The following is a 24,489-nucleotide window of genomic DNA, read 5'->3' on the forward strand; positions in this document are numbered from 1 at the left end:
TTCTTCATTCTTAATTTTTAATTCTTCATTCTTCATTCTTCATTCTTCATTCTTCATTTTATCATGACCGTCTTCCACTTCGACACCACCTTCCCCGGCCTTCTGACCGCCGTTTTCGAGGCCTACGCCCGCCGCACCTTCCCCGACGCGTTGCAGGGTAGGGACGAGCCTTTGCCGCTGTTTTGCGACGCAGTGTTCGACGTGCAGACGGACGAAGCCAAGGCCGACCGCGTGTGGCGCGGCTTGCAGAAGAAGCTGTCGCCCTCTGCCATGACCTGCCTGGCGCAGTGCTGGCTGGCCGAGGAGGCAGAGACGCCCATGCTCCTCTTCCGCTACATCCGCAAGGCCATCGACGCCCCGCGCTCCATCGAGACCAACTTTGCCGACCCCGACGTGCTGGCCTTCACCCGCATGTGGAGGCGGGTTCATCAGGAGGCCCACCGGCTGATGCAGTTCGTCCGCTTCCAGAAGACGGCCGACGGCACCTACTTTGCCGCCGTCGAACCGCAGAAGAACGCCCTGCCGCTGATTGTCGCCCACTTCCGCGACCGCTTTGCCGACCAGCGCTGGCTGATCTACGACGTGGGCCGTGCCTATGGCTTCTACTACGACCTGACGGACCTTCGCCGCGTCACCTTCGACGAGGCGGACAACCTGCCACACCTTGCCTCCGGCCGCCTGGACGACAGTCTGCTGGACAAGGACGAACGCCTCTTTCAGCAGCTGTGGCAAACTTACTTCAAGGCCATCTGCATCAAGGAGCGCCTCAATCCGCGTAAGCACCGGCAGGACATGCCCGTGCGCTATTGGAAGTATCTGACCGAAAAGCAGCAGTAGTACATGTTGTTGGGGCTGTTTCGTGTCGGCCTCTACCTGCTGATTTCTGATTTTTACTTAACTGTAACTGTAATACTGTAACGCGGCTGGGGTGCTGCATTGCTGGTGGGGATGCTGGGCTGTAGTTTCTGCAAGTTGTGTCTCTGTCTTTGTGTTATACAAATTTTTCTTGCATCTTAATTTGTTTGTTTTTATTTTTGCTTTAAGTTCGTTTTAATGTTTGTAAATGTATATATATTTTCTGAATGCTCGGAGTGAGAAGGAATATCCTAATATTATCTTGTCGTCTTTGTTCACTGAGTTTTTGCATTACTAATTCAGCAAATAGTTATGGAGTTGAGAAGATGGTTTTATTTTCTTGTTTTGCCTTGACTATGTTTATGAATGAGGATAATGTTTCTATTTCAGCTTGGAACTCTTTATCAAAAGAGCTCAGATAAAGAGCTGGTACAACCAATTTCAAATGTTCATGTTTCATTTCTCGCAATTGATTTTTGGAAATACCCTGTTGTAACGTAAATAAATATTTAGTTTCGATACGGTTAGCTTCATTCAGAACTTGACGCCAACGGTCTTTGCAGGTAGTTTTTGCTCCTAAGAAGACCAGTTTGTCTGCCGGAAATAATAGGTTGTGATATGCTTCTCCATTCGGAAACAAGAAATCAGGTTTTTTATTGTCTTCTGTTACGGCCTGTTCTTCGTATTCTAATTTTGCGGCCGTAAAAATGGTGGCTAGATGATGTTCCAAAGATTTTCCTGCACGGGATTTACGACGATTAAGTATGATATTAGAGAATTTAATCAATTCTTGGCAATTGGGGAATGCCGTACTGTAAATGGGAGCATATATTTTTTCTTCAAAATTGCGGAATAGGGTATATTCCGTGTCAATCCATTTCAATAATTGGTTATCGGGATTTTTGCAAATGTCATCATTGGTAATATGGTGCGCTTCATTATAAATTTCTCTGGCAAGCTTTGCCATTTGACTTGTTTCTGGAAAATCAGTGTACAAAGTAACAATCCTTTGAATGCTTGTTTCCAGTTGCTTTTCTGGAGTTTTCGCTTGAGAAATGTCAATCAATTGATTGGTCATTTCTGGTGATAAATTGAAGAAAGCGAAGAAATCATCTATGTCTTGGTCGGCTTGTAAAACGAAACCATAATAATAGTCTTCACTTTGTTTGGCAATAATGAGTAAATCACCTACGTTATCTTCTTCAAAGAAAGGAAAACCTTTCCCAAAGCGAGTAATTCTGTATTCATTACGTGTTCCCTGCCCATAATAGATAAAACGACTGTCCGTAGTAAAGTCGTCTTGCCATTTTACTTTTACCAGTTTATCTTTATTTTCACCCTTCACTCCCGGGGTGTCAAATAAAAGTGCGGCTGCGCATTTGGGTATGTAGAAACCTGCTTGATGCGAACCGTTTTTTCCTGTATCGTTGGCTGTGATAAAGCGACAAAATGCATATTTGGCGTTTTGTACTTTGTTTATGGCACTGTTCAATATTTCACTCATAATTATTCAGTTAACATTGTTTTCACCAATTGTTCAGAAACTGCAGTAATAAGAGGTACCACAACAGAATTTCCACATTGTCTGTAAGCTTGCACATCAGAAACTTGATTGAGGCGATATTCATCAGGATATCCCATCAATCGAGCGCATTCACGAGGTGAAAGTCTGCGAGGATTTTTACCTTCACCTTGTGGTATTAAAATTTCTGAACCATCTTTATAATATCGTGCGCTAAGTGTTCTTGAAATGCCATTGAGATCTGTCAATCCGTAACCAAAGCCATTGCCTTTTGCACGGTGTTTTTCGGCATAGTTCTGTAAGTAGTTCCATAATTTATCACTCAACGTGTATTTTCCATCGATGTTAGGGTCAAGTATTTCTTTAATACTTCGAGTGGCTTGTTCTTGTTTAGGAAAAGTAAATTGTTCTTCTCCATGAAATACGTCGCGATTAAAACCTACAATCATGATACGTTCTCTATGTTGGGGCACGTACGTTTGCCCATCCATCACGAGGTAATGTATTGAATAGCGCAATTCCTCCAAAGTGCCTTTTATGACTTTAAACGTATTGCCCTTGTCATGCGACATCAGATTTTTTACGTTTTCTAGGAAAAAGGCTTTGGGACGGTGGCGGCTGATAATATCAGCTACATCGAAAAACAAAGTGCCTTGTGTCTTGTCTTTGAAACCCGTTTCGCGTCCAAGACTTTTTTTCTTTGAAACACCTGCAATGGAAAACGGTTGGCAAGGAAAACCTGCACAGAGTACATCAAATTCTTGGGGAATATAGCTTTTGGTTATCTCTTTCGTAATATCGCCAAAGGGCATTTCTCCAAAGTTTGCCATATAGGTTTTTTGGGCATACTTATTCCATTCAGAGGAAAAGACACACTTGCCACCTTGCGCTTGCATTGCCAAACGGAAACCTCCCATGCCAGCAAATAAATCTATGAAAGTAAATTTAGGATCGTTCGGGTCGGGAAATGGCACATTGAAAAAATCCGCAAATAAATCATAGGCAATAGGGTCTTCTGCCACTTTGATTGCGTATTCTTCTGTTATTTCATCATCCTTGTTTTCTTTTTTTCGTTCTAAAAACTCACGGATAGCGGTTATCACCTCCCTTTTATAATCATTATCTTCAAGGTCGCGGTTGTTATGCAAATAATGGCTGAGTACGGCAAGCTGATTTTCCCAACTGATTTCTCCGTACAATTTTATACCGTTTTGCTCATCTATTTCCTCTGGAAAATCGCTGAGTTTGACATCTCGTATATTTGTCTTTTTTGCTATCATTCAATTTGTTAGTCGATTAATTTTTGCAAAAATACAGTTTTTTATTGAGAATAGCGAGTGGTGAATTTATAAATTTTCATCCCCCTTCATTAGCTCCATATTGCTCCTGCTCTTCTGCCGCCATCAGTATGGGCGTTTCTTCATCTTCGTAAAGCTTGGGGGATTTCCGGCGGAAGCGATCCAGATACGTGTGGTTTATCCAATACTCCATTTCCAATAACGTCTGTTCGCGAACGGCAGGTTTCAGTTGGCATTCCCATATTGTCATCACTTTCCATCCCATTTTTAGCAAAATTGCCTTGTTGCGCTCGTCCCGCAACTTATTCCGCCCAATCTTTTTTCTCCAGAAATCGCTGTTCGAGTGGGGCATGTGTCCATCCACCTCATGACCATGCCAGAAACACCCATGTATGAAGATTACAATGCCGTATTTGCGTAATACAATATCAGGTGTACCCGGCAGTCCCTTTACGTTTTTCCGATAACGATAACCGCGGGAATATAAGTAGCGACGGACTATCCATTCAGGCTTGGTGTCTCTACTTTTAATTTTGGCCATTACTGCCGAACGTTTTTCTTTGCTCCAAATATCCATAAGCAAGATTTTGATACAAAAATACTCTTTTTTTGTAATTGATTTACAAAACAGTTTTTGTATTTACCAGATCAGGAGTAGCCCGTCATTTTTCCCCAGTTAGGGAAATATTTTTTCTTAACTAGGCAATAATTTTTTCCTAACTGGACAAAATGTTTGCAAAATGACATACCTGTTTCATGGATTTCCGGGCGCATCAACGTGCTGACGACGACGGGGAGGGAGAAACGCCCGCAGGCGTTTCAGTCGATCACCCACTCTCGCCGATGAGGCACCGTCTGCCGCGGGTCGTAGTTCATGCCCGCCTGTGTAGGAATCTTCAGCACGTAAGTGCGGCGGCTTTTGTTGGCCAGCGAGCGTTCGCGCAGCCAGGGGTTGGCATCCTTCAGCTGGGCGTAGGTGATGCCCTCGCGGCGGGCAAAGACGGCCAGCGAGTCGATGCCGGTGTCGACGGTCACTTCGCGGTAGGGGATGGGCGGATAGAGGTGTTCGCGTTTCAGCAGGAAGCCGTAGCGCTGCGGCTCGCTGATGACGGCCTTGGCGGCCAGCAGGCGGAACATGTAGCGCGAGGTTTCTTCCACGAGCCACAGGTCAACCGCCTGGTCGGCCAGCTGCTTCTTCATCTCGGACGAAATGCGCCCCTGTCCGGCGTTGTACGAGGCGGCCACGCACAGCCAGTTGCCGAAGCGCTCGTAGGCATCCTTCAGGTAGCGGCAGGCGGCTCGCGTCTCCTTCTCCACGTGGTAGCGCTCGTCGATGTTGGCATTCACCTCCAGCCCGTATTCGCGCCCCGTGGCGGGCATGAATTGCCACAGGCCTGCGGCTCCGGCCGGACTTCGCGCCAAGGTGTTGAGGCTGCTCTCGATGACGGCCAGGTACTTGAAGTCGTCGGGCACGCCGTTCTCCTTCAGGATGGGCTCGATGATGGGAAAGTAGCGGTTGGCGCGCTTGATGGTGAGCATGGTGCTGGAGTGCATGTAGGTGAACGACATCAGTTCGCGATCCATCCGCTCGCGGTGGTCGTAGCGCTTCAGGTCGATGGTTTGTCCGGCAAAGACAATCTGATCGGGCACGCTGGGCGGTGCCACGCAGTAGGGCACTTCGGACTTCACCGAGTCGCGCGTCGGGTCGAACGGGCTTCCCCCCGTCAGCAGGGGCAAGGCGGCACCGATGCACAGGGCGATGCCGGCGGTCAGTATGATGGGTATGGGTTTTTGTTTCATTTTAATGGTAAATGGTTAATTCTTCATTCTTCATTCTTCATTCTTCATTTTTTCTCCCTACCGGCATTCGCTTCCATATCGTCCGTGGAATGAGCCTCCAGAAGAACACCAGCAGCCGATAGCGAACGTCGATGATGGCCACCCGTTTGCGTTGCTCCAGCGCCCTTACGATGTGCTGTGCTACGCGCTCAGGACGCATCAGCATGGGGTAGTTGCCACCTCGCAGCAGGTCGGTCGCTACGAAGCCCGGACGGATGTCGGTGAAGCAGATGCGCAGGTGCTGCATGCGGGCCAGCTGCTCCAGAGCGTCGATGTAGGTGTTCTGAAAGCGTTTGGTGGCCGAGTAAGCCGGTGCGGCTCCCAGCCCCTTGGTGCCTGCGATGGAGCTGATGACGGCGATGTGTCCGCCCTCGCTCGGCAGTCGGCCCTCGGTCTGCTGTTGCCTGAAGTAGTCGAAAGCAGCCGTCGTCATGCGGGTGAAGCCCTCGACGTTGGTGCGCGCCGTGCGTAGTTCGATGTCGGGGTCGAGCGTCGGATTCTGATAGCCGATGCCCGAGCTGAGGAAGAACAGGTCCATGCCGCCCAGCCGGTCGATGAGCGCCCTCAGACGTTCGGGAGCATCGTCGCGGGTGACGTCGATGCGTGCCGTTTCCACCCGTTCGGGCGCCGTGCTACGCAGCGCTTGTAAAGCCTCTTCGCGCCGTCCGGCCACGCCGATACGCCATCCCTGCCGAAGCAGCAGGCGAGCCACTTCGAGCCCTATGCCGGATGTGGCTCCGATAATAATAGCTTTCTTCATTGTTTAGTTACGAATTACAAGCTACGAGCTACAAGCTACGAGCTACGAGTTATGGGTTATGAGTTATGAGTTACGAGTGGTTGTCGCAGGTCGGTTATTCGTTAGAAATTCTTCATTCTTCATTTTTTCATTTATCCAACGACCGTCGCCACAATCCGCCTTCCTCCGCCTCGGTTTCGGAACTCGCACAGGTAGATGCCCTGCCAGATGCCCATGTTCAGGCGTCCGTGGCTGATGGGGATGGTGAGCGAGGCCCCCACCAGCGTCGATTTGGCGTGCGCTGGCATGTCGTCGTCGCCCTCGCAGGTATGTTGATAGTAAGGTTCGCGTTCGCGCACCAGGCGGTCGAAAATGGCTGTCATGTCCGTCTGCACGTCGGGGTCGGCATTCTCGTTGATGCTCAGCGCGGCCGATGTGTGCTTGATGAACAGATGCAGCAGCCCCGCTTCGGGCAGGGGCGGCAGATTGCGCACTATTTCGTCGGTCACCAGGTGGAAGCCCCTCCGGTGGGGCGTCAGGGTAAATTCTTTTTGCGTTATCATTTTTTCGGTTCTTCAGAAGTTTGGCGTCCGCCGGCTTTCATCTCCTTTCGTGGGCGGACTTTGTGCAAATATACGCCAAAATTGGCTTTTATCGGGCATATCCTTGCGCTTATCTTTTGCCTTTTGGCGAAAAAAGGCGATATTTGCTGGCCGTTATAAATCTAAAAAGAAATTTATGGAAAAAGTTGTTATCAATTCGTACGAGGATTTTGAAAAATTAGTAGGACAGCGCATCGGCGTGTCCGACTATGTAGAATTGCCGCAGGAGCGCATCAATCTGTTTGCCGACGCTACGCTCGACCATCAGTGGATTCACGTCGACACCGAGCGTGCTAAGGTGGAGAGCCCCTTCCACAGCACCATCGCGCACGGGTATCTCACCCTTTCGATGCTGCCTTACTTGTGGGGCCAGATCATCGAGGTGAACAACCTGAAGATGATGATCAACTATGGCATGGAGAAGATGAAGTTCGGACAGGCTGTTCTTTCGGGTCAGCGCATCCGTCTGGTGGCCGATCTGCAATCGCTGGCCAATCTGCGCGGTGTGGCCAAAGCCGAAATCAAGTTTGCCATCGAGATTGAGGGCGAGAAGAAGAAAGCCCTCGAAGGTGTGGCTGTTTTCTTGTACTACTTCAATTAAGCCTCTCGCTACGGCGTTTTTCGATATTCACCACGGATTATTCAGAATGTTGCATATTTTTATCTTATTCTATGCAAATCTGTATAATTTGTGGTGATTTATTTTACCATCAAGCGAGCGGCGTCTATTTCGAAAAATACTCTCTCCACAAATGTCGGACAGCCGCTATCGGATGATAGAGCAGCATCCGCGGACCGGCATAGCGCATCACCTTCTTCATCCGCTCCTTCATCTGCGGTTTGTAGCAATGCACGGTGCAGAGGCGGCAGGTGGGCTTCTCCTCGCCAAAAGGGCAGTGCGACAGGCGTTTGCAAGCATACTCCTCCAGCTCGCGGCAAGCTGCGCACAGGCTTTTGTTCTTCTCCTTCCGCCGGCAGTAAAGGCGTATCATCTGGCGGACGGTCTGCTGTTCTTCTTCGATGCGTGAACTCATATCAGTTACATTTCTTCGTTTTCGTTTTCCTTGTTCTTCCAACTCTCCAGCCAGAAGTCGATTTTCCGACGGAGGTGCATCTGCTTGCCCGTAATGGGGTGGACAAACTCCAGCGATTCGGCATGCAGACAGAGGCGTGAACCCTTGTGCCCGTATAGTTCATCGCCCACAATGGGGCAATCTAATCCCAGCGGATGGGCGGCATGCACCCGAAGCTGGTGGGTGCGGCCCGTCAGCGGGTAGAAGGCTATCAGTGTGCGGCCATCTCTGCGGCACAGCACTTCGTAGTCGGTGATGGCTTCTTTGCCATAGATGGTGTGCACCAGTTGCCGCGGACGGTCGTGCGGGTCGGGGCAGAGGGGCAGTGTGATGCGGCCTTTGTCGTTCGGCACGGCTCCTTCGAGCAGGGCGGTGTAGCGTTTTCGTACGCGGTGCTCTTCGAATTGTTTCTGCAAAGCCTCGTGCACCCGCTTCACTTTGCTGACGATGAGCAGGCCCGAGGTGTTCATGTCCAGACGGTGCACCATCATAGGCTCTTCGGCATTGGGGTAGCGCTGGCGCATCAGGCTGTATACCGATACGCAGTTTGGGGTCTTGCCGGGTACGGAGAGCATGCCCGCAGGCTTGTCGACTACCACCAGCCATTTGTCTTCGTAGACGATGGGCAGTGCCTGGGGCATGGTGTGGTAGTTTTCCATCGGATTGTCGTCTACATCCAGGCCGACGAGCATATGCGATAGGATAGGCCCGCACTTGCCCTTACAGGCGGGGTAGAAATTGCCCTGCCGACGTATTTCGGTTTTGGGCGACTGGCCCCACCAGAATTCGGCCATAGCTATGGGTTGCCAACCGTTCAGATAGGCTTGCTGAAGCAGTTTGGGGGCAGCACATTCGCCGGCTCCTGCGGGGGGTATTTTTTCGAAATCTTGGATAAATATATCGTGCAGGCTCTTGCGTTCGCCCTTGGCGTTCAGCAGGGTGAATTGGTCGAACAGGCGCCGTTGCAGGGCGGCGGAACGCTGGCGGCGCTCCGACCTCAGACAAGCCATCTTTTCCTCTGCTTCGTTGGTCAGATTACGCGAGGCATCGAGCCATGCGGACAAGCGTTTTTCGAGCCGTTTGTATTCGGCCTTCTGAAACTGGCTTTCACGTATCAGGGCGGCTTCTTCGTCGGGAGCGAGGCGACCTTTGGGCGTCAGTGAGGCTTCTTTTCGGCGTTCTTCTCGCCGCAGGCGGGCTTCTCTCATCGCGGTTTTGGCATCGTCGAGCACCTTGTGTACGGCTCTCTCTCTTTGGAGTAGTGTGTTTTTCTGGTGTATGTACTGTTCGTCGGTCTGCATAGCGTCGATGCGTGCGTTGAGCTGCGAGATCTGCTCTTCTTCGATCTTAAAGAAACCGTCGGGCTGAAGCAGGTCGTAGACAGGCGGTACGAAGAAAGGGTGCATGTTTTTACCAGCCAATATGCCCGAGAAAGCCGCCAGATAACCCAACTGGCCGTCGGCAGTGCGCACTACCAGTACGCCAAACATCTTACCAGCGTCGAGCTCCTGCTTCCATTGGGCCTGCTGCTTCAGGTATTCCTGCACTTCGTAGGAAGCTATGAGGCAGAGGGGGTGGGGTGTATAGCAGAAGGGATAAGTGAATTTTGTCGGCAAGGCGATGTGGTCGATGGGAACGTGAAAACGGTGTAGCATATTGTCGGTGAGGCGTTAACTGAGTTTTTTGCGATAGTACGAGTGGGCGGTATAGAGCGTGGCGGCTGGGTTGTTGCCCGTTACACGGTCTTTGGTGACCAGCGTTGTTACGTAGGCATCAGAATATTTGTAGAAGAGGCTGTCGTGCCCCACACACAGGCCGATGACTACGTTCAGGTCGGTCTGGGCTTTGTTCAGCAGGCGTGCTTGCAGGATGGGGTTACACATGGCTGCACCGATACTTTCGCACTGCTGCGGGATGCCGACTGATGATTTGGCCTGTCCGGCCACCTTGCAGACGACGGAATAGACTTCGAAGCCGTTTTCACGCAGGATGCGGGCAAAGATGCGCGCTTCGCTGACGAGGCCGATGCAGTTGGCGATGCCTATCTTGTGGGCGCCTATCTTACGGGCAAAATGCATGATTTCTTCCACACGCGTCCATTGGCAATAACCTTCGTATTCGACTTCGGCACTGGCCACCATGATGTCGTGGTTACGTCCTTCGTCGTAACGCTCCAGAGCCCATTGCTGGTCGGCAGGGTCGAGGTGGGTAGTCAGACAGAAGCCGGGGTAAGTCTTGGTCTTATATTTACAGTTTTGGGTGCCGCAGTCCACGCACGAGGGCGGTGTAGCTCCTGTGTCGGGCTTTACGCTTTCGGCAGGCGTTGTACTTTCGGCAGATGCCGCCTTGCCGGTTGTCGGCGGGGGAGTGGGATGCGTCTTTCGCTTGCCAAGTTTTTTTTCTCGCTCCCAGGCGGCTTTGCGTGCCTGGTATTGCTCGAATTGGTTTTCAAGATAGTTGTCAGCCATATATGTATTAAGTTTTTTAGTTTATCAGTTTATTCGTTTGTAAGTATATGAGCTCATGAACCGTTGCTCTGCTCTCACTTGGAAACGTAAGTCTTACAAACGGCTTTTTCAGTGCGATTTGTTTTCTGCTTCTCTCTCCGAACAAGGCTGTGGAAGGTGAAAATCGCGTTTAGGGGCGCAAGTTACGAATTAATCTGTTCGGATGTATCGTTGCAGACTTGCTATTTTTCGTTCACGGGCGGTTCGGATAAAATAAGTACCTGCATGCGGACACCTTATCGGATTTTATTCGTATGTTTGTGTCTACCATTTGATTTTATTATAAGGAGGAAATACAGAAATGCTTGCATATACTTACATTGAGAAAGGCCGCTTCGCCTTAACCGAAAAACCGATTCCGCAATTGATTGATCCGCGCGACGCACTGGTGCGCGTTACCCTGGGAAGCATCTGTACCAGCGATTTGCATATTAAGCATGGCAGTGTGCCTCGCGCTGTGCCCGGTATCACCGTGGGGCACGAGATGGTAGGCATCGTCGAGCAAGTAGGCTCCGCCGTAAAGACGGTGAAGCCCGGCGACAGGGTGACAGTCAATGTAGAAACCTTCTGCGGCGAATGCTTCTTTTGCCGTCAGGGCTATGTAAACAATTGCACCGATGCCAATGGCGGTTGGGCGTTGGGCTGCCGCATCGACGGTGGACAGGCCGAATACGTGCGTGTTCCCTATGCCGATCAAGGGCTGAACCGCATCCCCGACTCGGTGAGCGACGAACAGGCTCTTTTCGTGGGCGATATTCTGGCTACAGGTTATTGGGCAGCCCGCATATCCGAGATTAAGCCCGATGATACAGTGCTGCTTATCGGAGCAGGTCCGACGGGTATCTGCACCTTGCTTTGCGCCCTTTTGAAGCAGCCTCGGCGCATCATTGTCTGCGAGAAGTCGGCCGAAAGAAGACGCTTTGTCGAAGAACACTATCCTGATGTGTTGGTGACGGAACCCGACGCGTGTCAGGACTTTGTACTTGCGCACAGTCTTCATGGAGGCGCCGATGTGGTAATAGAAGTAGCTGGCTCGGACGATAGCTTTCGCCTGGCATGGCAGTGCGCACGCCCCAATGCAGTGGTCACCGTCGTAGCCCTCTACGACCGTCCGCAGGTGCTTCCGCTGCCCGACATGTATGGTAAGAATCTGACTTTCAAGACGGGTGGAGTGGATGGATGCGATTGCGCCGGGATACTCCGTCTGATCGAACAGGGAAAGATAGATACCACACCGCTCATCACCCACCGTTTTCCGCTCTCCGACATTGAAGAAGCTTACCGCCTGTTCGAAAACCGTGCGGATGGAGTAATCAAGGTGGCCGTTATCATGGAAGGAGGATGCCGATGAAGCCAAACATCATCCTGATGAATTTCACCCACGTTTACGAAGAAGAGAACTTCATAAAGAATCGCCGCTTCCGATGGATTGACTGCACCGACCTGAACGGTGTGGATTGCTATTGCGATGTCGATGCCCGTCGTCGGCTCGAAGAGAAGATAGCTTCGTTTTCGCCTGAAGGCATTCACTTTATCGATTCGGGCAACTATCACTATTTGAGCAAATTGTGGACGGATAAAATTCGTGAACCTTTCTCGTTGGTCGTTTTTGATCATCACCCCGACATGCAGCCTACATTGTTCGAGGATATGCTATCGTGTGGATCGTGGGTGAAGGATGTGCTCGAAACCAACCCCTTTTTGCATAAAGTGTTCATTGTGGGGGCTGCCGAATCGCTGGTCGAAGCTATGACGACGGGCTATGGCGATAAGGTGAAGTGTTATAGCGAAACCGACTTATCGCACGAAGAGGGCTGGAACCGTTTTTCGGAAGAACATGTCGATTGCCCCGTTTATATATCTGTCGATAAGGATGTGTTGAACGGAGCATCGGCCGCTACCAATTGGGATCAGGGCTCACTTACACTGGACGAACTCGAAAGTTTGCTGGGCATTATCCTGAAAAAAGAAGCCGTTGTAGGGGTGGATATTTGTGGCGAATGTTCTCGTTCGCTCAATTTCTTTGAAGAAAAAAGAGAACTCGCCATAAACGGAAAAGCCAATAGCGAGCTGCTGGCTTTGTTTCTGAAATCAGCCGAATCGCATGGATGCCGTAAACATGTTACATTTATGTCTCGTAAATGAGATTTTAAAAAGGCTTTGAATGCCGCTGTACCGTTTTGTGGGGGCGTTTGCGGATTGTTATCATTAGTTTTTTTAGTTAAAAAACTATTTTTCAAAGAATAATATGTATTTTTGCGGGCACAATAAAGTTGAGATATAATGACATATATGACTAGAGAACTACTGACCCCCGATTATATTTTTGAAGCAAGTTGGGAGGTATGTAATAAAGTAGGTGGTATTTATACGGTTTTGTCGACAAGGGCAAATACTTTACAAAATAAGTTTCGTGACAGAGTGATCTTTATAGGGCCTGATTTCTGGCAGGGAAAGGAAAATCCCCTGTTTGTCGAATCAGACAATTTATGCGCAGCATGGAAAAAACATGCGACAGAGAAAGATCAGCTCGCAGTGCGTGTAGGCCGTTGGCAGATTCCTGGAGAACCGATTGTCATACTCGTTGACTTCCAGCCTTTTTATTCACAGAAGAATGAAATTTATACCGAAATGTGGAATCGCTATCAGGTTGATTCCCTGCATGCGTATGGCGATTATGACGAAGCGTCTATGTTTGCTTATGCGGCTGGCCGTGTTGTGGAAAGTTTTTATCGCTACAACCTGACGACAGCCGACAAGGTAGTTTTTCAGGCACACGAATGGATGACAGGCATGGGAGCCCTTTATCTGAAAACGGCTGTTCCTGAGATAGCAACCATTTTTACTACACACGCCACTTCGATAGGTCGCTCGATTGCAGGTAATGACAAGCCGCTGTACGATTATCTCTTCGCTTACAACGGCGATCAGATGGCGGTCGAACTGAATATGCAATCCAAGCACTCCATCGAGAAGCAGACTGCCCACAACGTCGATTGCTTTACAACCGTCAGCGAGATTACCAATAACGAATGCCGCGAGTTGCTCGACAAGTCGGCCGATGTCATCCTGATGAACGGATTCGAAAACGATTTTGTTCCGAAGGGGGCTACTTTTACAGGTAAGCGCAAGCGCGCACGCGCCCTGATGCTGCGTGTGGCCAATTGTCTGTTGGGCGACAACCTGGACGATGATACACTGATTATCGGTACGAGCGGACGCTATGAATTTAAGAATAAGGGTATCAATGTCTTTCTGGAATCATTGAATCGCCTGAATCGTGATAAGAATCTGAAAAAGAAAGTACTGGCCTTTGTCAATGTGCCCGGATGGGTAGGCGATCCGCGCGAAGACCTTCAAGCCCGTTTGAAAAAGAAAGGCGGCAAATACGATACTCCGCTCGAATGTCCCTTTATCACCCACTGGTTGAGGAACATGACGCACGATCAGGTGCTTGACATGTTGAAATATCTGGGCATGGGCAATCGGGTAGAAGATAAGGTAAAGGTTATCTTCGTGCCCTGCTATCTGGATGGAAAAGACGGTATCCTGAACAAACATTATTATGACGTCATTCTGGGCGAGGACCTCAGCGTCTATCCTTCGTATTACGAGCCGTGGGGATATACGCCGCTGGAGAGTGTGGCTTTCCATGTGCCCACCGTTACAACCGACCTTGCCGGGTTCGGGCTTTGGGTAAAAAGTTTGAAGAACCAGCATGGCATCGACGACGGTGTAGAAGTGTTGCATCGCTCGGACTATAATTATTCGGAAGTGGCCGACGGCATCAAAGATACCATTTCGGCGTTCTCGGCTAAGACCGAATCCGAAATCAAAGAAATACGTAAAAGAGCAAGCCAGGTAGCCGAACAGGCTTTATGGAAGCACTTTATACAATATTATTATGAGGCTTATGACGTTGCCTTGCGCAATGCCATGAAGCGTCAGTTGGGTTAACGTAATTATTTATCAATCAAGTTATCATACAATGAAGATTAAAGTTAGTAATGTAAACACTCCGAATTGGAGGGAAGTGAATGTGAAATCTCATATTCCTGAAGAACTGGAGAAGTTGTCTGAATTGGCACGAAACATCTGGTGGTCGTGGAACTATGAAGCTACTGAGTTGTTTAAAGACCTTGATCCGGCTCTTTGGAAAGAAGTGGGACAAAATCCCGTTCTACTATTGGAACGTATGAGTTTTGCCAAACTTGAAGCATTGGCAAATGATAAAGTAATTCTTCGCAGATTGGAAGCGGTTTACTCCAAGTTCCGTACTTATATGGATGTAGAGCCGGACAAAAAACGTCCTTCTGTAGCCTATTTCAGTATGGAGTATGGTTTGAACCATGTTCTTAAAATATATTCAGGCGGTTTGGGTGTACTGGCCGGTGACTATCTGAAGGAAGCTTCGGACAGCAATGTCGACTTGTGCGCGGTAGGTTTCCTCTACCGTTATGGCTATTTCACTCAGACACTGTCGATGGACGGCCAGCAGATTGCCAATTACGAGGCACAGAACTTCGGCCAGTTGCCTATCGACCGTGTGCTCGATGAAAACGGTCAGCAAGTAATTGTCGATGTACCTTATCTCGACTATTATGTACATGCTTATGTATGGAGAGTAAACGTAGGTCGTGTTTCTCTGTATCTGCTCGATACGGACAACGAGATGAATAGCGAGTTCGACCGCTCTATCACTTACCAGCTTTATGGTGGCGACTGGGAAAACCGTTTGAAGCAGGAAATCCTGTTGGGTATCGGTGGTATCCTGACGCTGAAGAAGTTGGGCATCAAGAAAGATATCTATCACTGCAACGAAGGACATGCTGCTCTTATCAATGTTCAGCGTATCTGCGACTATGTAGCCGAAGGACTGACTTACAACCAGGCTATCGAATTGGTTCGTGCTTCTTCGCTTTACACCGTTCATACACCTGTGCCTGCCGGTCACGATTATTTCGACGAAGGCCTGTTCGGTAAGTACATGGGAGGCTATCCTTCAAGAATGGGTATCACTTGGGATGAACTGATGGACTTGGGCCGCAACAATCCGGGCGACAAGGGCGAGCGCTTCTGTATGTCTATCTTTGCCTGCAACACTTCTCAGGAAGTCAACGGCGTAAGCTGGTTGCACGGAAAAGTATCGCAAGAAATGTTTGCACCTATCTGGAAGGGCTACTTCCCCGAAGAAATGCACGTAGGTTATGTAACCAACGGTGTACACTTCCCGACATGGAGTGCAACCGAGTGGAAACAGCTTTATGCTGCTCACTTCGACGAAAACTTCTGGTTCGACCAGTCGAATGCAAAGATCTGGGAAGCCATTTACAATGTGCCCGATGAAGAGATCTGGAAGACCCGCATGGGATTGAAGAACAAGCTGATTGACTACATCCGCCGTCAGTTCCGTGAAAGCTGGCTGAAGAATCAGGGTGATCCTTCGCGCATTGTATCTCTGCTCGACAAGATCAATCCGAATGCATTGCTGATTGGATTCGGTCGTCGTTTCGCTACTTACAAGCGTGCTCACCTGCTGTTCACCGACTTGGATCGTCTGGCCAAGATTGTGAACAACCCCGACTATCCTGTTCAGTTCCTCTTCACTGGTAAAGCTCACCCGCACGATGGTGCTGGCCAGGGATTGATCAAGAAGATTATCGAAATCTCTCGTCGCCCTGAGTTCTTGGGTAAGATCATCTTCCTTGAGAACTACGATATGCAATTGGCACGTCGTCTTATTTCGGGTGTTGACATTTGGTTGAATACACCAACTCGTCCGCTCGAAGCATCTGGTACATCTGGCGAAAAGGCATTGATGAATGGTGTAGTCAACTTCTCTGTACTCGACGGTTGGTGGCTCGAAGGCTATCGCGAAGGTGCTGGTTGGGCTTTGACCGAGAAACGTACTTATCAGAACCAGGAACATCAGGATCAGCTCGATGCTGCTACTATCTACAGTATCCTGGAAACTGAAATTCTGCCTTTGTACTATGCTCGCAACAAGAAGGGATATTCTGAAGGCTGGATCAAGACGATCAAGAATTCTATCGCTCAGGTTGCACCTCACTATACAATGAAGCGTCAGCTGGACGATTACTATAGCAAGTTCTACAATAAGGAAGCCAAACGTTTCCATTTGCTGGAAGCCAACGGTTATGCGAAAGCCAAGGAAATTGCCGCATGGAAAGAAACTGTGGCTGAAAAGTGGGATAGCATCGAGATTGTTTCGAGTGAAAAGTCTGAAGAAGTTAGACAAGGATCTATCGAAAGCGGTAAGGAATATACCATTACTTATGTAATAGATGAGAAAGGCTTGGACGACGCTATTGGTTTGGAATTGGTTACTACCTATACTGCAGCCGATGGTAAGCAACATGTATACTCTGTAGAACCGTTCGAAGTAGTGAAGAAGGAAGGTAATCTCTATACTTTCCGTGTAAGTCACAAGTTGGAGAATGCTGGAAGCTTTAAGGTTGCATATCGTATGTTCCCCAAGAATCCGGATCTGCCTCATCGTCAAGATTTCTGTTACGTTCGTTGGTTTATCTGATACGAAGTAAGCGATAATCAGGATTGGGGTTTCCTGTCCTGACAAAAGAATAGGCTGCGTCGGCAAAGTGTCAATGACAGATTTTGCTGATGCAGCCTTTTTTGTGTTCGGGTGTTTGTCGCAATGTTTCGGGCAGGTTGGTGTATGCGGGCAGTTTCTATTTTTTGTGTACTTTTTTAGTTTCTTCAAAATTTTATTTGTAAGTTTGTCAAATAAAAGAAGAATGATATGGATATTTCCGTTATATTCCAATTTTTGAAAGATTTGGCCGCAAACAATAATCGCGAATGGTTCAATGCGCACCGCGATTACTACGAGGCCGCCCGTAGCGAGTTCGATCATTTACTTTCTGCGGTTATCTCTCGGATTGCCCTGTTCGACGAGAGTGTCCGGTGTCTGGAGCCTAAAGACTGCACCTATCGGATTTATAGAGATACCCGTTTTTCGGAGGACAAGACTCCTTATAAGATACATTTTGGCGGGTATATCAATGCAAAAGGGAAAAAGTCTTATCATTGCGGATATTATGTGCATTTGCAGCCGGACAATTGTCTGCTGGCAGGAGGCAGTTATTGTTTGCCGTCGCCTTTGTTACGTGCTATAAGGCAGGCGGTGTACGACAATATGACAGAGTATCGCAGTATTGTAGAAGATCCTCTCTTCAAACAGTATTTTCCGGTTGTAGGAGAGACCTTCCTGAAAACCGCTCCCAAGGGTTTTCCGAAAGATTATCCTTATTTGAAGTATTTGCAATGCAAGGAATATACAGTGGCTTGTAGTCAGCCGGATCATTTCTTTCTTGAACCGGATTGTCTGGATCGCATCGATGATATTTTCAGGCAGATGAAGCGCTTTTCAGACTTTATAAACTATACAATCGATGAGTTCGAATATGAATAATGCTTATATGATAATAACCAACTAACATCTTAAAACTATGGTAATAGACAAATTGGAGCATATAGGAAAGTACGTCTCTCTGCATCCGTTGTTTGCACAGGTGGCAGAATTCTTGAAATCGTGCGATTTGAAGAATATGGAAGTCGGAAAAACAGAGTTGAAGGGTAAAGAGCTTTGGGTAAATGTGGCTCAGACACAGCCGAAAACTTCAGAGCAGGCCCGACTGGAAGCTCATCAGGAATATATAGACATTCAGATTCCTCTTTCAGGAGATGAAATCATGGGGTATACGCCGGTTCAGGATTGCCTTTCGGTAAGTACACCTTATAATGCGGAAAAGGATATTGTCTTCTTTGACGGTCCTGCCGAAAGCTATATTACTGTCAAGCCTGGCATGTTTGCCATCTTTTTCCCTCAGGATGGTCATGCTCCCGGCATCACACCCGATGGAGTGAAAAAAATTATTGTGAAAATAAAAGTCTGACTGTATAAAATCCTAAGATAGTATTTTATGGAAACATTGAACTTGATAAAGAATGACCCGTGGCTTGAACCTTATGCTGACGCTATCAATGGTCGTCATCAGCATGCCATAGACAAGGAAGCCGAACTGACCAACAAGGGAAAGAATACTTTGTCGGACTTCGCATCCGGTTATTTGTATTTTGGCTTGCATCGTACTGCCGACGGATGGGTATTTCGTGAGTGGGCTCCTAACGCAACTCAGATATTCTTAATCGGAACTTTCAATAATTGGAAAGAAGAAAAGAAATATAGCCTGAAGCGCAAGGCCAATGGTAATTGGGAAATCAAATTGCCTGCAAATGCCATGAAGCATGGTGACCTGTACAAAATGATGGTACATTGGGAAGGCGGTCAGGGCGAACGCATCCCTGCATGGGCTACACGTGTGGTGCAGGACGAGCAGACAAAGATTTTCAGCGCACAGGTTTGGGCTCCCGAGAAACCGTATAAGATGAAGAAACGGGCATTTAAGCCTGTGAAAAATGTGCCTCTGTTGATTTACGAGTGCCACATCGGTATGGCTCAACGCGAGGAGAAGGTTGGCACTTATAAGGAATTTCAGGAAAATGTGCTTCCGCGTATAGCTAAGGATGGTTACAACTGCATTCAGATTATGGCTATTCAGGAGCATCCATACTATGGAAGCTTTGGCTATCATGTTTCCAGTTTCTTTGCTGCATCATCGCGTTTTGGTACGCCCGAAGAACTGAAGGAACTTATTGATACCGCTCACAGCATGGGCATCGCCGTAATCATGGATATTGTCCATTCTCATGCCGTAAAGAATGAGGTCGAGGGACTGGGTAATCTGGCAGGCGATCCCAATCAGTATTTCTATCCGGGCGATCGTCATGAGCATCCGGCTTGGGATTCGCTGTGTTTCGATTACGGAAAGAATGAAGTGCTTCATTTCCTTCTGTCTAATTGCAAATACTGGCTCGAAGAGTACCACTTCGACGGATTCCGTTTCGACGGAGTTACTTCCATGCTTTACTATAGTCATGGTTTGGGCGAAGCTTTCTGCAACTATGGCGACTACTTTAACGGACATCAGGATGATAATGCGATCTGCTATCTGACGCTTGCCAACCGACTGATTCATCAGGTCAATCCTTTGGCTATCACTATTGCTGAAGAAGTATCAGGTATGCCGGGTTTGGCAGCCAAGTACGAAGATGGCGGATATGGCTTCGATTATCGGATGGCCATGAATATCCCCGACTACTGGATAAAGACTATCAAGGAAAAGATTGATGAAGACTGGAAGCCTTCCAGCATGTTCTGGGAAGTAACCAATCGTCGTAGCGATGAAAAGACTATTTCGTATGTCGAAAGCCACGACCAGGCCTTGGTGGGCGACAAGACCATCATTTTCCGACTGATCGATTCGGATATGTATTGGCATATGCAGAAGGGTGACGAGAACTATCGCGTTCATCGCGGTATTGCCCTTCACAAGATGATTCGTTTGCTTACTGCTACTACCATCAATGGTGGTTATCTGAACTTTATGGGTAATGAGTTCGGTCATCCTGAATGGATCGATTTCCCACGCGAAGGTAACGGATGGTCGTGCAAGTATGCTCGCCGTCAGTGGGATTTGGTCGACAATCATAATCTGGCATATCATTATATGGGCGATTTTGATGTCGATATGTTGTCTGTCATCAAAGGAATGAAAAATTTCCAGGATACTCCTGTACAGGAAATCTGGCATAACGATGGCGATCAGATATTGGCTTATATGCGTAAGGATCTTGTGTTTGTCTTCAACTTCAATCCTAGACAGTCGTTTACCGATTATGGTTTCCTGGTACCTGCAGGTTCTTATGAAGTAGTTTTGAATACTGATAATCCTGCCTATGGTGGCTATGGGTTCAGTGACGATACCATTAAACATTTCACCATGCCCGATCCTCTTTATAAGAAAGAGAAGAAAGAGTGGCTGAAGTTGTATGTACCTGCGCGTACGGCAGTTGTATTGAAGAAAACAAAATAAGAAATACGAAACGTTTTGAGTAGCGTTTTAAGCAAGGAGGGTGTTTGTACATCCTCCTTTTTTTGTCAGTGCCGATGCGTTTTCTTGCCGAATCGTACTTGAGCCCTAATTCAGGCAAGTGCTCGATGCGAGCCACACAAGTGTCTGAGGTGAGCTGCACAAGTGTTCAATAAATGGATTACAAGTGTCTGGCGGGGTAGGGGCTTGATGAGAGGAAACAGAAAAGGAAGCCTCAAAACTGTTTCCAGTATTTTGCAGACTTCCTTTCTCTGTGATTCCGTTGCGATTCGAACGCAAGACCCACGCCTTAGAAGGAAAAAGACGAAAATTGTCTTAATGGTATAATTATCAACTAACTACAAGTCTTAAAATATTTAGTTTCGGTTCGTTTTTTCTATTTGTATGCCTTGCCTATTCTATCGCCTGTTACCCATCCGTCACCGAACTGGCAATCCTTAATATCCACGATATAGACACCCTTTATATCCAGTCCCTTGCTCTGGGCTTCTTCGAGGTATGTGCGTGCATAGACATCAAAGTTAGCTCCTGGATAGGCGTCAACAGCAAGCACAAGAAAGTTAGCATCGGTCAGTTCACCTTGGTAGATCCCTATTTCGGCATCCACAAGACTTTGAACATATCTATCAGCCTTGTCTTTCTGTTCCTGCGATGGCTTGTTACTTCCACAACTGAAAAATAATATAGCCAATAGAACGGGCACTAATAAATTCTTCATAACTTCATCAAGTATTAAGTTTGTTCCTCAGTTCATTATATAAATCGGGGTCCTTCATATCCTCCCAATAATACTTTCTGTATCGGCTTCTACTGAATCCGTTCTTGTTATCATAAACCATAATACATTCTTTGTCACACAAGACGATTAACGAAGATAGAAGCAACTTGGCATAAGAGAATGCTTGAAGGAAGGCCGCTTCTATTTCCTGATTATTCTTCATGTGATATTTTACTTCAATCAGCACCTTTGCCTTTTCTTCTTCCGGTTTGTTGTCGTAATGAAGTGCGTAATCCGGGAAAATACGGTGCCCTCTGCCTGCATGGATTGGCAACTGACGAATGAAGTCCTTATGCTCATACCACCCCATACTATTCAACAAAGGTTCCAATAAATTCACTTCAACATCTCTTTCATTATTTACAATTACTCCCTCCGGCAACGAAGGTGTGTAGATTTGCGGAAGTGCAGACGTATCAAACCCTTTGGCCGCAAGCAATCGAAGAAATTCAGAATAATCCTTTCCAGTAACCGGCCACCCGTTAACTCCTTGGAAATTTTTCCTTACGAGCGGATGGTTGGAAAAGTATTCATCAGCTTTCAGGTCTTTCAAAGAAATGTTAGGTATAGCTATCCTGTCTCCGATATATGTATTACTATAATAATGAAAGAATGGGTCTACTACTCCATCGGTCTGCGCAATCCACAGGCAAGTAATGGCACTCACAGGAGAAGTTTCATAATGAATAAGAATATCTCCCCTCTTAGTATCCATGTTTGTTTGCCAGAATCCGGTAGTCCAATGAGTACCATATCCTTTGATCAATCCTCCGATAAACCACGCAGCGGATGGCTTGGGCATTTCCTTCTTTACGTCAATCCCTATGACGCCTGGAACATGATCGTACATGAATGCGCTCAACTCAGCAGGTGACAATTCATTCTCTTTTCTGAATTGATAGAAAACTTTGCATAGTTCCCAATAATACATGCACCTTGCTCTATAATCAGGTTTCTTGGGGATTGGAGGCAATTCTATTTCAAAGCAATCAGAAAGTCTTGTAAGCTGGTAAAAATCATCAATATAAAGATATGGGAAGAAATATTCTCCGAACAAATAGTTCAATTCCATTGACAAAAATGGTACGAACTCAAGCATTCGGTCAAAGTCGCCAATCTTCAGAATTTCTTCCGATTCTATCATTAGCCCGGTGGATATGATTTCCTCATACAGCTTTCCTGCATCATCCAGAGAGTTTAATTCAATCCCATCGTATTCTGAAACCTTATAACACCAGAAGTCCTCCAGTATTCCACAAATCATTTCTGAATTGAAAGAATCCTTGATTTTAGGATTGTACTTCTCGAACAGACGTTCCTCTTCCATCCACTCTTTTCTGTCCGAAAATGCGGATATGGTAGACTTTCCTTTATGAGAATTCTTGTATAGGTTCCAAATGTATGGAGAGAACTTCATGACTAAACCCAATTTATAACATTGACTACTCCAACTACAAGCGCCCAATCTTGAATCTCGTCTATTGGCAAGTCGTAAGGAGGAAAATCTTCTTCTTCGTTAAATGACACACAAGTGATGTATCCTTCTTTTTGTGATGGCATTATTTTTTTTATTACGACTCCATCAGGAGTAGCAAGTGCATATACCTCTCCCCATCGAACATGTGTCCTACTTTTCCAAATACGACATCCGACAATTGAACGCTCAGGAATACTTCTTTCTGGGTATTTCCTATTAATCATACTTCTTCCACATGTTCTTATTGTAAAATCACATCCTGCTAAATCTGGAATGATATACTTATCGCATTTGTTTGATTCAATTGCGATTTCAAATCCTGACGGCATTCCACAAGAAGCGGCTTCTGCCTCAAAAAGTGGAATTGAATTTCTATTGTTAGATTCAATATGTGGAGTTACCTTTGCGATATTATCGCTAATTTCTTCAATAAATGGAGCGATAGTCCCTATGCCTACTTTTTCTATAATAGTATTGTATAACTCTTCAGTTAGTTCTTTTTTACCTGTTTCAAGTTCAGATAGATACGATTGTGATATACCACAAATCTCTTTCCTAAAAACTTCTTGACTCATTTTAAGGGACTTGCGAAGTTTGGCGATATTTAGTCTTTTCATAATAGTTAAATATTGTCAATATAGCGATATTATATTGCGATAAATAGCGATATATTGCGATAAAACTGTAAATTTGCGTCAGAAACGTAACAATGATACGAAACAAAGATAAGCAATTTACTAAAAACTACACACGATTATGAAAAGAAATGTATTACACGAGATTATGAGCCTTGCTTGGCAGTTCGTAAAGCGTAACGGCTTTACGATGAGTGAAGCGCTGAAATGTGCTTGGGCTAACATGAAACTGAAAACTGCAATGAAACAGAGAATCGTCAAGTTCTACTTTAAAAAGGTAGATGGATCTGTTCGTGAAGCTTACGGCACACTGAAAGAAAACCTGATGCCTGCCACCAGCGGTGACAACAGAAAGAAGAATGATACCGTTCAGGTGTACTTCGACACAGAGAGACAAGAATACAGATGCTTCAAAAAAGCGAACCTGATGACTAACCTTTAATACTTACCGATATGACACGTTACGAGATAGAACAAGAACTTGACAGTCTGTATCAGGACTTGAACATCGCCCACAATGCTGACGATCAGACTGTATGCCGGACTTTCAATGTAGATACGAAACAAGAGGCTATCCGGATGCTTACCAGCGAGATTGATAATTACGAAGCTGTTCTCGAACAGTTTGATTTGCCCGACGACGACGGTATGGATTATGATGCCCTGTGTCGTGTGCAGGGACTTGCCCGATATGCTTAATCTTTTCAACCCCTGCTGACGGCCAGCGACCGGTAACCGATAGCGAGAATCGGGTGGGGGACTACACTCATTTGATTAGTTCTTTGACATGTTGGAAGATTTTAGGCTTGCCGTTAAGCCTGACGCAAAAGGGAATCGACTGAGTAGCGATAACGGCGCGGTGAAAAGGATGCGAGTAAGGGACTGACAATAAGCAAACGCAGCGCATTAATCACCGTGATAACAAAAAGTGACTTATACGATTGCAGGTGGCCGTAGGTCGGCTACAAACACGTTCTTCACTGAGCAGGCACCAGCATGAACTATATAATCCCGCAGGCCACCGGCCTCGTAACCCAACAAAGCGAAAGCCATAGACATCGGAACTGGGGCGGGAACTTAACCCGGAGAAACCGCAGAAAAGGTCAGTGCTATATGCCTTGCCAAAAGCCGTGGGGGACGCGAAGTGCGCACCGCTATCCTCTTACCCT

General features: G+C 47.1%; 23 protein-coding genes. 11 read left to right on the forward strand and 12 right to left on the reverse strand.

Annotation, left to right across the window (positions count from 1 at the left end):
* Positions 1 to 63 precede the first annotated feature (63 nt).
* The gene (locus Q3C19_RS08785; protein WP_302728685.1) at positions 64 to 837 is read left to right on the forward strand and encodes a TIGR03915 family putative DNA repair protein; all 774 of its coding nucleotides are present in this window, start codon (positions 64 to 66) and stop codon (positions 835 to 837) included.
* 328 nt (positions 838 to 1,165) lie between these two features.
* Here Q3C19_RS08785 and Q3C19_RS08790 read toward each other — a convergent pair whose 3' ends face one another.
* From Q3C19_RS08790 to Q3C19_RS08815, 6 genes are all read right to left on the reverse strand, one after another.
* A complete protein-coding gene (locus tag Q3C19_RS08790) occupies positions 1,166 to 2,359 on the reverse strand; it encodes a type II restriction endonuclease (protein ID WP_302728687.1) in 1,194 nt (397 codons plus the stop codon).
* A 2-nt stretch (positions 2,360 to 2,361) separates the two neighbouring features.
* Positions 2,362 to 3,657 carry a DNA (cytosine-5-)-methyltransferase gene (gene dcm / locus Q3C19_RS08795; RefSeq protein WP_302728689.1) on the reverse strand — a complete coding sequence of 432 codons (1,296 nt, stop codon included), beginning with the start codon at positions 3,655 to 3,657 and terminating at the stop codon, positions 2,362 to 2,364.
* Between the two features lie 76 nt (positions 3,658 to 3,733).
* On the reverse strand, positions 3,734 to 4,252 hold the full coding sequence (locus Q3C19_RS08800) for a very short patch repair endonuclease (RefSeq protein WP_302728691.1): 519 nt from the start codon (positions 4,250 to 4,252) through the stop codon (positions 3,734 to 3,736).
* 242 nt (positions 4,253 to 4,494) lie between these two features.
* Positions 4,495 to 5,475, reverse strand: coding sequence for a lytic transglycosylase domain-containing protein (locus Q3C19_RS08805; protein ID WP_302728693.1), 981 nt, complete (start codon positions 5,473 to 5,475; stop codon positions 4,495 to 4,497).
* 37 nt (positions 5,476 to 5,512) lie between these two features.
* Complete coding sequence (locus Q3C19_RS08810; protein WP_302728695.1) at positions 5,513 to 6,274, reverse strand: SDR family oxidoreductase; 762 nt, start codon at positions 6,272 to 6,274, stop codon at positions 5,513 to 5,515.
* 131 nt (positions 6,275 to 6,405) lie between these two features.
* Complete coding sequence (locus Q3C19_RS08815) at positions 6,406 to 6,816, reverse strand: secondary thiamine-phosphate synthase enzyme YjbQ (RefSeq protein ID WP_288912027.1); 411 nt, start codon at positions 6,814 to 6,816, stop codon at positions 6,406 to 6,408.
* 175 nt (positions 6,817 to 6,991) lie between these two features.
* Here Q3C19_RS08815 and Q3C19_RS08820 point away from each other — a divergent pair, with 175 nt between their 5' ends.
* A complete protein-coding gene (locus Q3C19_RS08820) occupies positions 6,992 to 7,456 on the forward strand; it encodes a MaoC family dehydratase (protein WP_022164086.1) in 465 nt (154 codons plus the stop codon).
* Positions 7,457 to 7,580: 124 nt separating this feature from the next.
* Here the strand turns inward: Q3C19_RS08820 and Q3C19_RS08825 are convergent, their stop codons facing one another.
* From Q3C19_RS08825 to Q3C19_RS08835, 3 genes are read right to left on the reverse strand one after another with little or no spacing between them, the layout of a single operon-like run.
* Complete coding sequence (locus Q3C19_RS08825) at positions 7,581 to 7,889, reverse strand: nitrous oxide-stimulated promoter family protein (RefSeq protein ID WP_287641834.1); 309 nt, start codon at positions 7,887 to 7,889, stop codon at positions 7,581 to 7,583.
* Positions 7,890 to 7,894: 5 nt separating this feature from the next.
* The gene (locus Q3C19_RS08830; protein ID WP_302728698.1) at positions 7,895 to 9,583 is read right to left on the reverse strand and encodes an RluA family pseudouridine synthase; all 1,689 of its coding nucleotides are present in this window, start codon (positions 9,581 to 9,583) and stop codon (positions 7,895 to 7,897) included.
* A gap of 15 nt (positions 9,584 to 9,598) precedes the next feature.
* Positions 9,599 to 10,201 (reverse strand): DUF1847 domain-containing protein, encoded by a 603-nt coding sequence (locus Q3C19_RS08835; protein WP_368045233.1) that lies wholly within the window; start codon positions 10,199 to 10,201, stop codon positions 9,599 to 9,601.
* A 535-nt stretch (positions 10,202 to 10,736) separates the two neighbouring features.
* Here Q3C19_RS08835 and Q3C19_RS08840 point away from each other — a divergent pair.
* The 7 genes from Q3C19_RS08840 to Q3C19_RS08870 all read left to right on the forward strand — a co-directional run bounded on the left by Q3C19_RS08840 (position 10,737) and on the right by Q3C19_RS08870 (position 20,412).
* Positions 10,737 to 11,786 carry an alcohol dehydrogenase gene (locus tag Q3C19_RS08840; protein WP_302728702.1) on the forward strand — a complete coding sequence of 350 codons (1,050 nt, stop codon included), beginning with the start codon at positions 10,737 to 10,739 and terminating at the stop codon, positions 11,784 to 11,786.
* Positions 11,783 to 12,580 carry an arginase family protein gene (locus tag Q3C19_RS08845; protein ID WP_302728704.1) on the forward strand — a complete coding sequence of 266 codons (798 nt, stop codon included), beginning with the start codon at positions 11,783 to 11,785 and terminating at the stop codon, positions 12,578 to 12,580. The genes Q3C19_RS08840 and Q3C19_RS08845 overlap by 4 nt, the downstream gene beginning before the upstream one ends.
* A gap of 147 nt (positions 12,581 to 12,727) precedes the next feature.
* The gene (locus tag Q3C19_RS08850; RefSeq protein ID WP_277120710.1) at positions 12,728 to 14,392 is read left to right on the forward strand and encodes a glycogen/starch synthase; all 1,665 of its coding nucleotides are present in this window, start codon (positions 12,728 to 12,730) and stop codon (positions 14,390 to 14,392) included.
* A gap of 31 nt (positions 14,393 to 14,423) precedes the next feature.
* A complete protein-coding gene (locus Q3C19_RS08855) occupies positions 14,424 to 16,988 on the forward strand; it encodes a glycosyltransferase family 1 protein (protein WP_277120709.1) in 2,565 nt (854 codons plus the stop codon).
* Positions 16,989 to 17,216: 228 nt separating this feature from the next.
* A complete protein-coding gene (locus Q3C19_RS08860) occupies positions 17,217 to 17,888 on the forward strand; it encodes a DUF2461 domain-containing protein (RefSeq protein ID WP_071149896.1) in 672 nt (223 codons plus the stop codon).
* A gap of 37 nt (positions 17,889 to 17,925) precedes the next feature.
* Positions 17,926 to 18,372 (forward strand): YhcH/YjgK/YiaL family protein, encoded by a 447-nt coding sequence (locus Q3C19_RS08865; protein ID WP_022163031.1) that lies wholly within the window; start codon positions 17,926 to 17,928, stop codon positions 18,370 to 18,372.
* Between the two features lie 27 nt (positions 18,373 to 18,399).
* On the forward strand, positions 18,400 to 20,412 hold the full coding sequence (locus Q3C19_RS08870) for an alpha amylase C-terminal domain-containing protein (protein WP_302728708.1): 2,013 nt from the start codon (positions 18,400 to 18,402) through the stop codon (positions 20,410 to 20,412).
* Positions 20,413 to 20,806: 394 nt separating this feature from the next.
* Here Q3C19_RS08870 and Q3C19_RS08875 read toward each other — a convergent pair whose 3' ends face one another.
* From Q3C19_RS08875 to Q3C19_RS08885, 3 genes are all read right to left on the reverse strand, one after another.
* Positions 20,807 to 21,148, reverse strand: a complete 342-nt coding sequence (locus tag Q3C19_RS08875; protein ID WP_302728710.1) for a hypothetical protein — start codon at positions 21,146 to 21,148, stop codon at positions 20,807 to 20,809.
* Between the two features lie 7 nt (positions 21,149 to 21,155).
* On the reverse strand, positions 21,156 to 22,535 hold the full coding sequence (locus Q3C19_RS08880; RefSeq protein ID WP_302728712.1) for a type I restriction endonuclease subunit R: 1,380 nt from the start codon (positions 22,533 to 22,535) through the stop codon (positions 21,156 to 21,158).
* A 92-nt stretch (positions 22,536 to 22,627) separates the two neighbouring features.
* Positions 22,628 to 23,302, reverse strand: coding sequence for a helix-turn-helix domain-containing protein (locus tag Q3C19_RS08885; RefSeq protein WP_302728714.1), 675 nt, complete (start codon positions 23,300 to 23,302; stop codon positions 22,628 to 22,630).
* A gap of 139 nt (positions 23,303 to 23,441) precedes the next feature.
* Here Q3C19_RS08885 and Q3C19_RS08890 point away from each other — a divergent pair, with 139 nt between their 5' ends.
* Together Q3C19_RS08890 and Q3C19_RS08895 are read left to right on the forward strand one after the other, a co-directional pair.
* Positions 23,442 to 23,762, forward strand: a complete 321-nt coding sequence (locus Q3C19_RS08890) for an SH3 beta-barrel fold-containing protein (protein WP_277121785.1) — start codon at positions 23,442 to 23,444, stop codon at positions 23,760 to 23,762.
* A gap of 11 nt (positions 23,763 to 23,773) precedes the next feature.
* A complete protein-coding gene (locus Q3C19_RS08895) occupies positions 23,774 to 24,019 on the forward strand; it encodes a hypothetical protein (protein WP_277121783.1) in 246 nt (81 codons plus the stop codon).
* Positions 24,020 to 24,489 lie beyond the last annotated feature (470 nt).

Origin of the sequence: Bacteroides sp. ET489 (assembly GCF_030518095.1) — a bacterium.
In the GTDB taxonomy this organism is placed as follows: domain Bacteria; phylum Bacteroidota; class Bacteroidia; order Bacteroidales; family Bacteroidaceae; genus Bacteroides; species Bacteroides ndongoniae.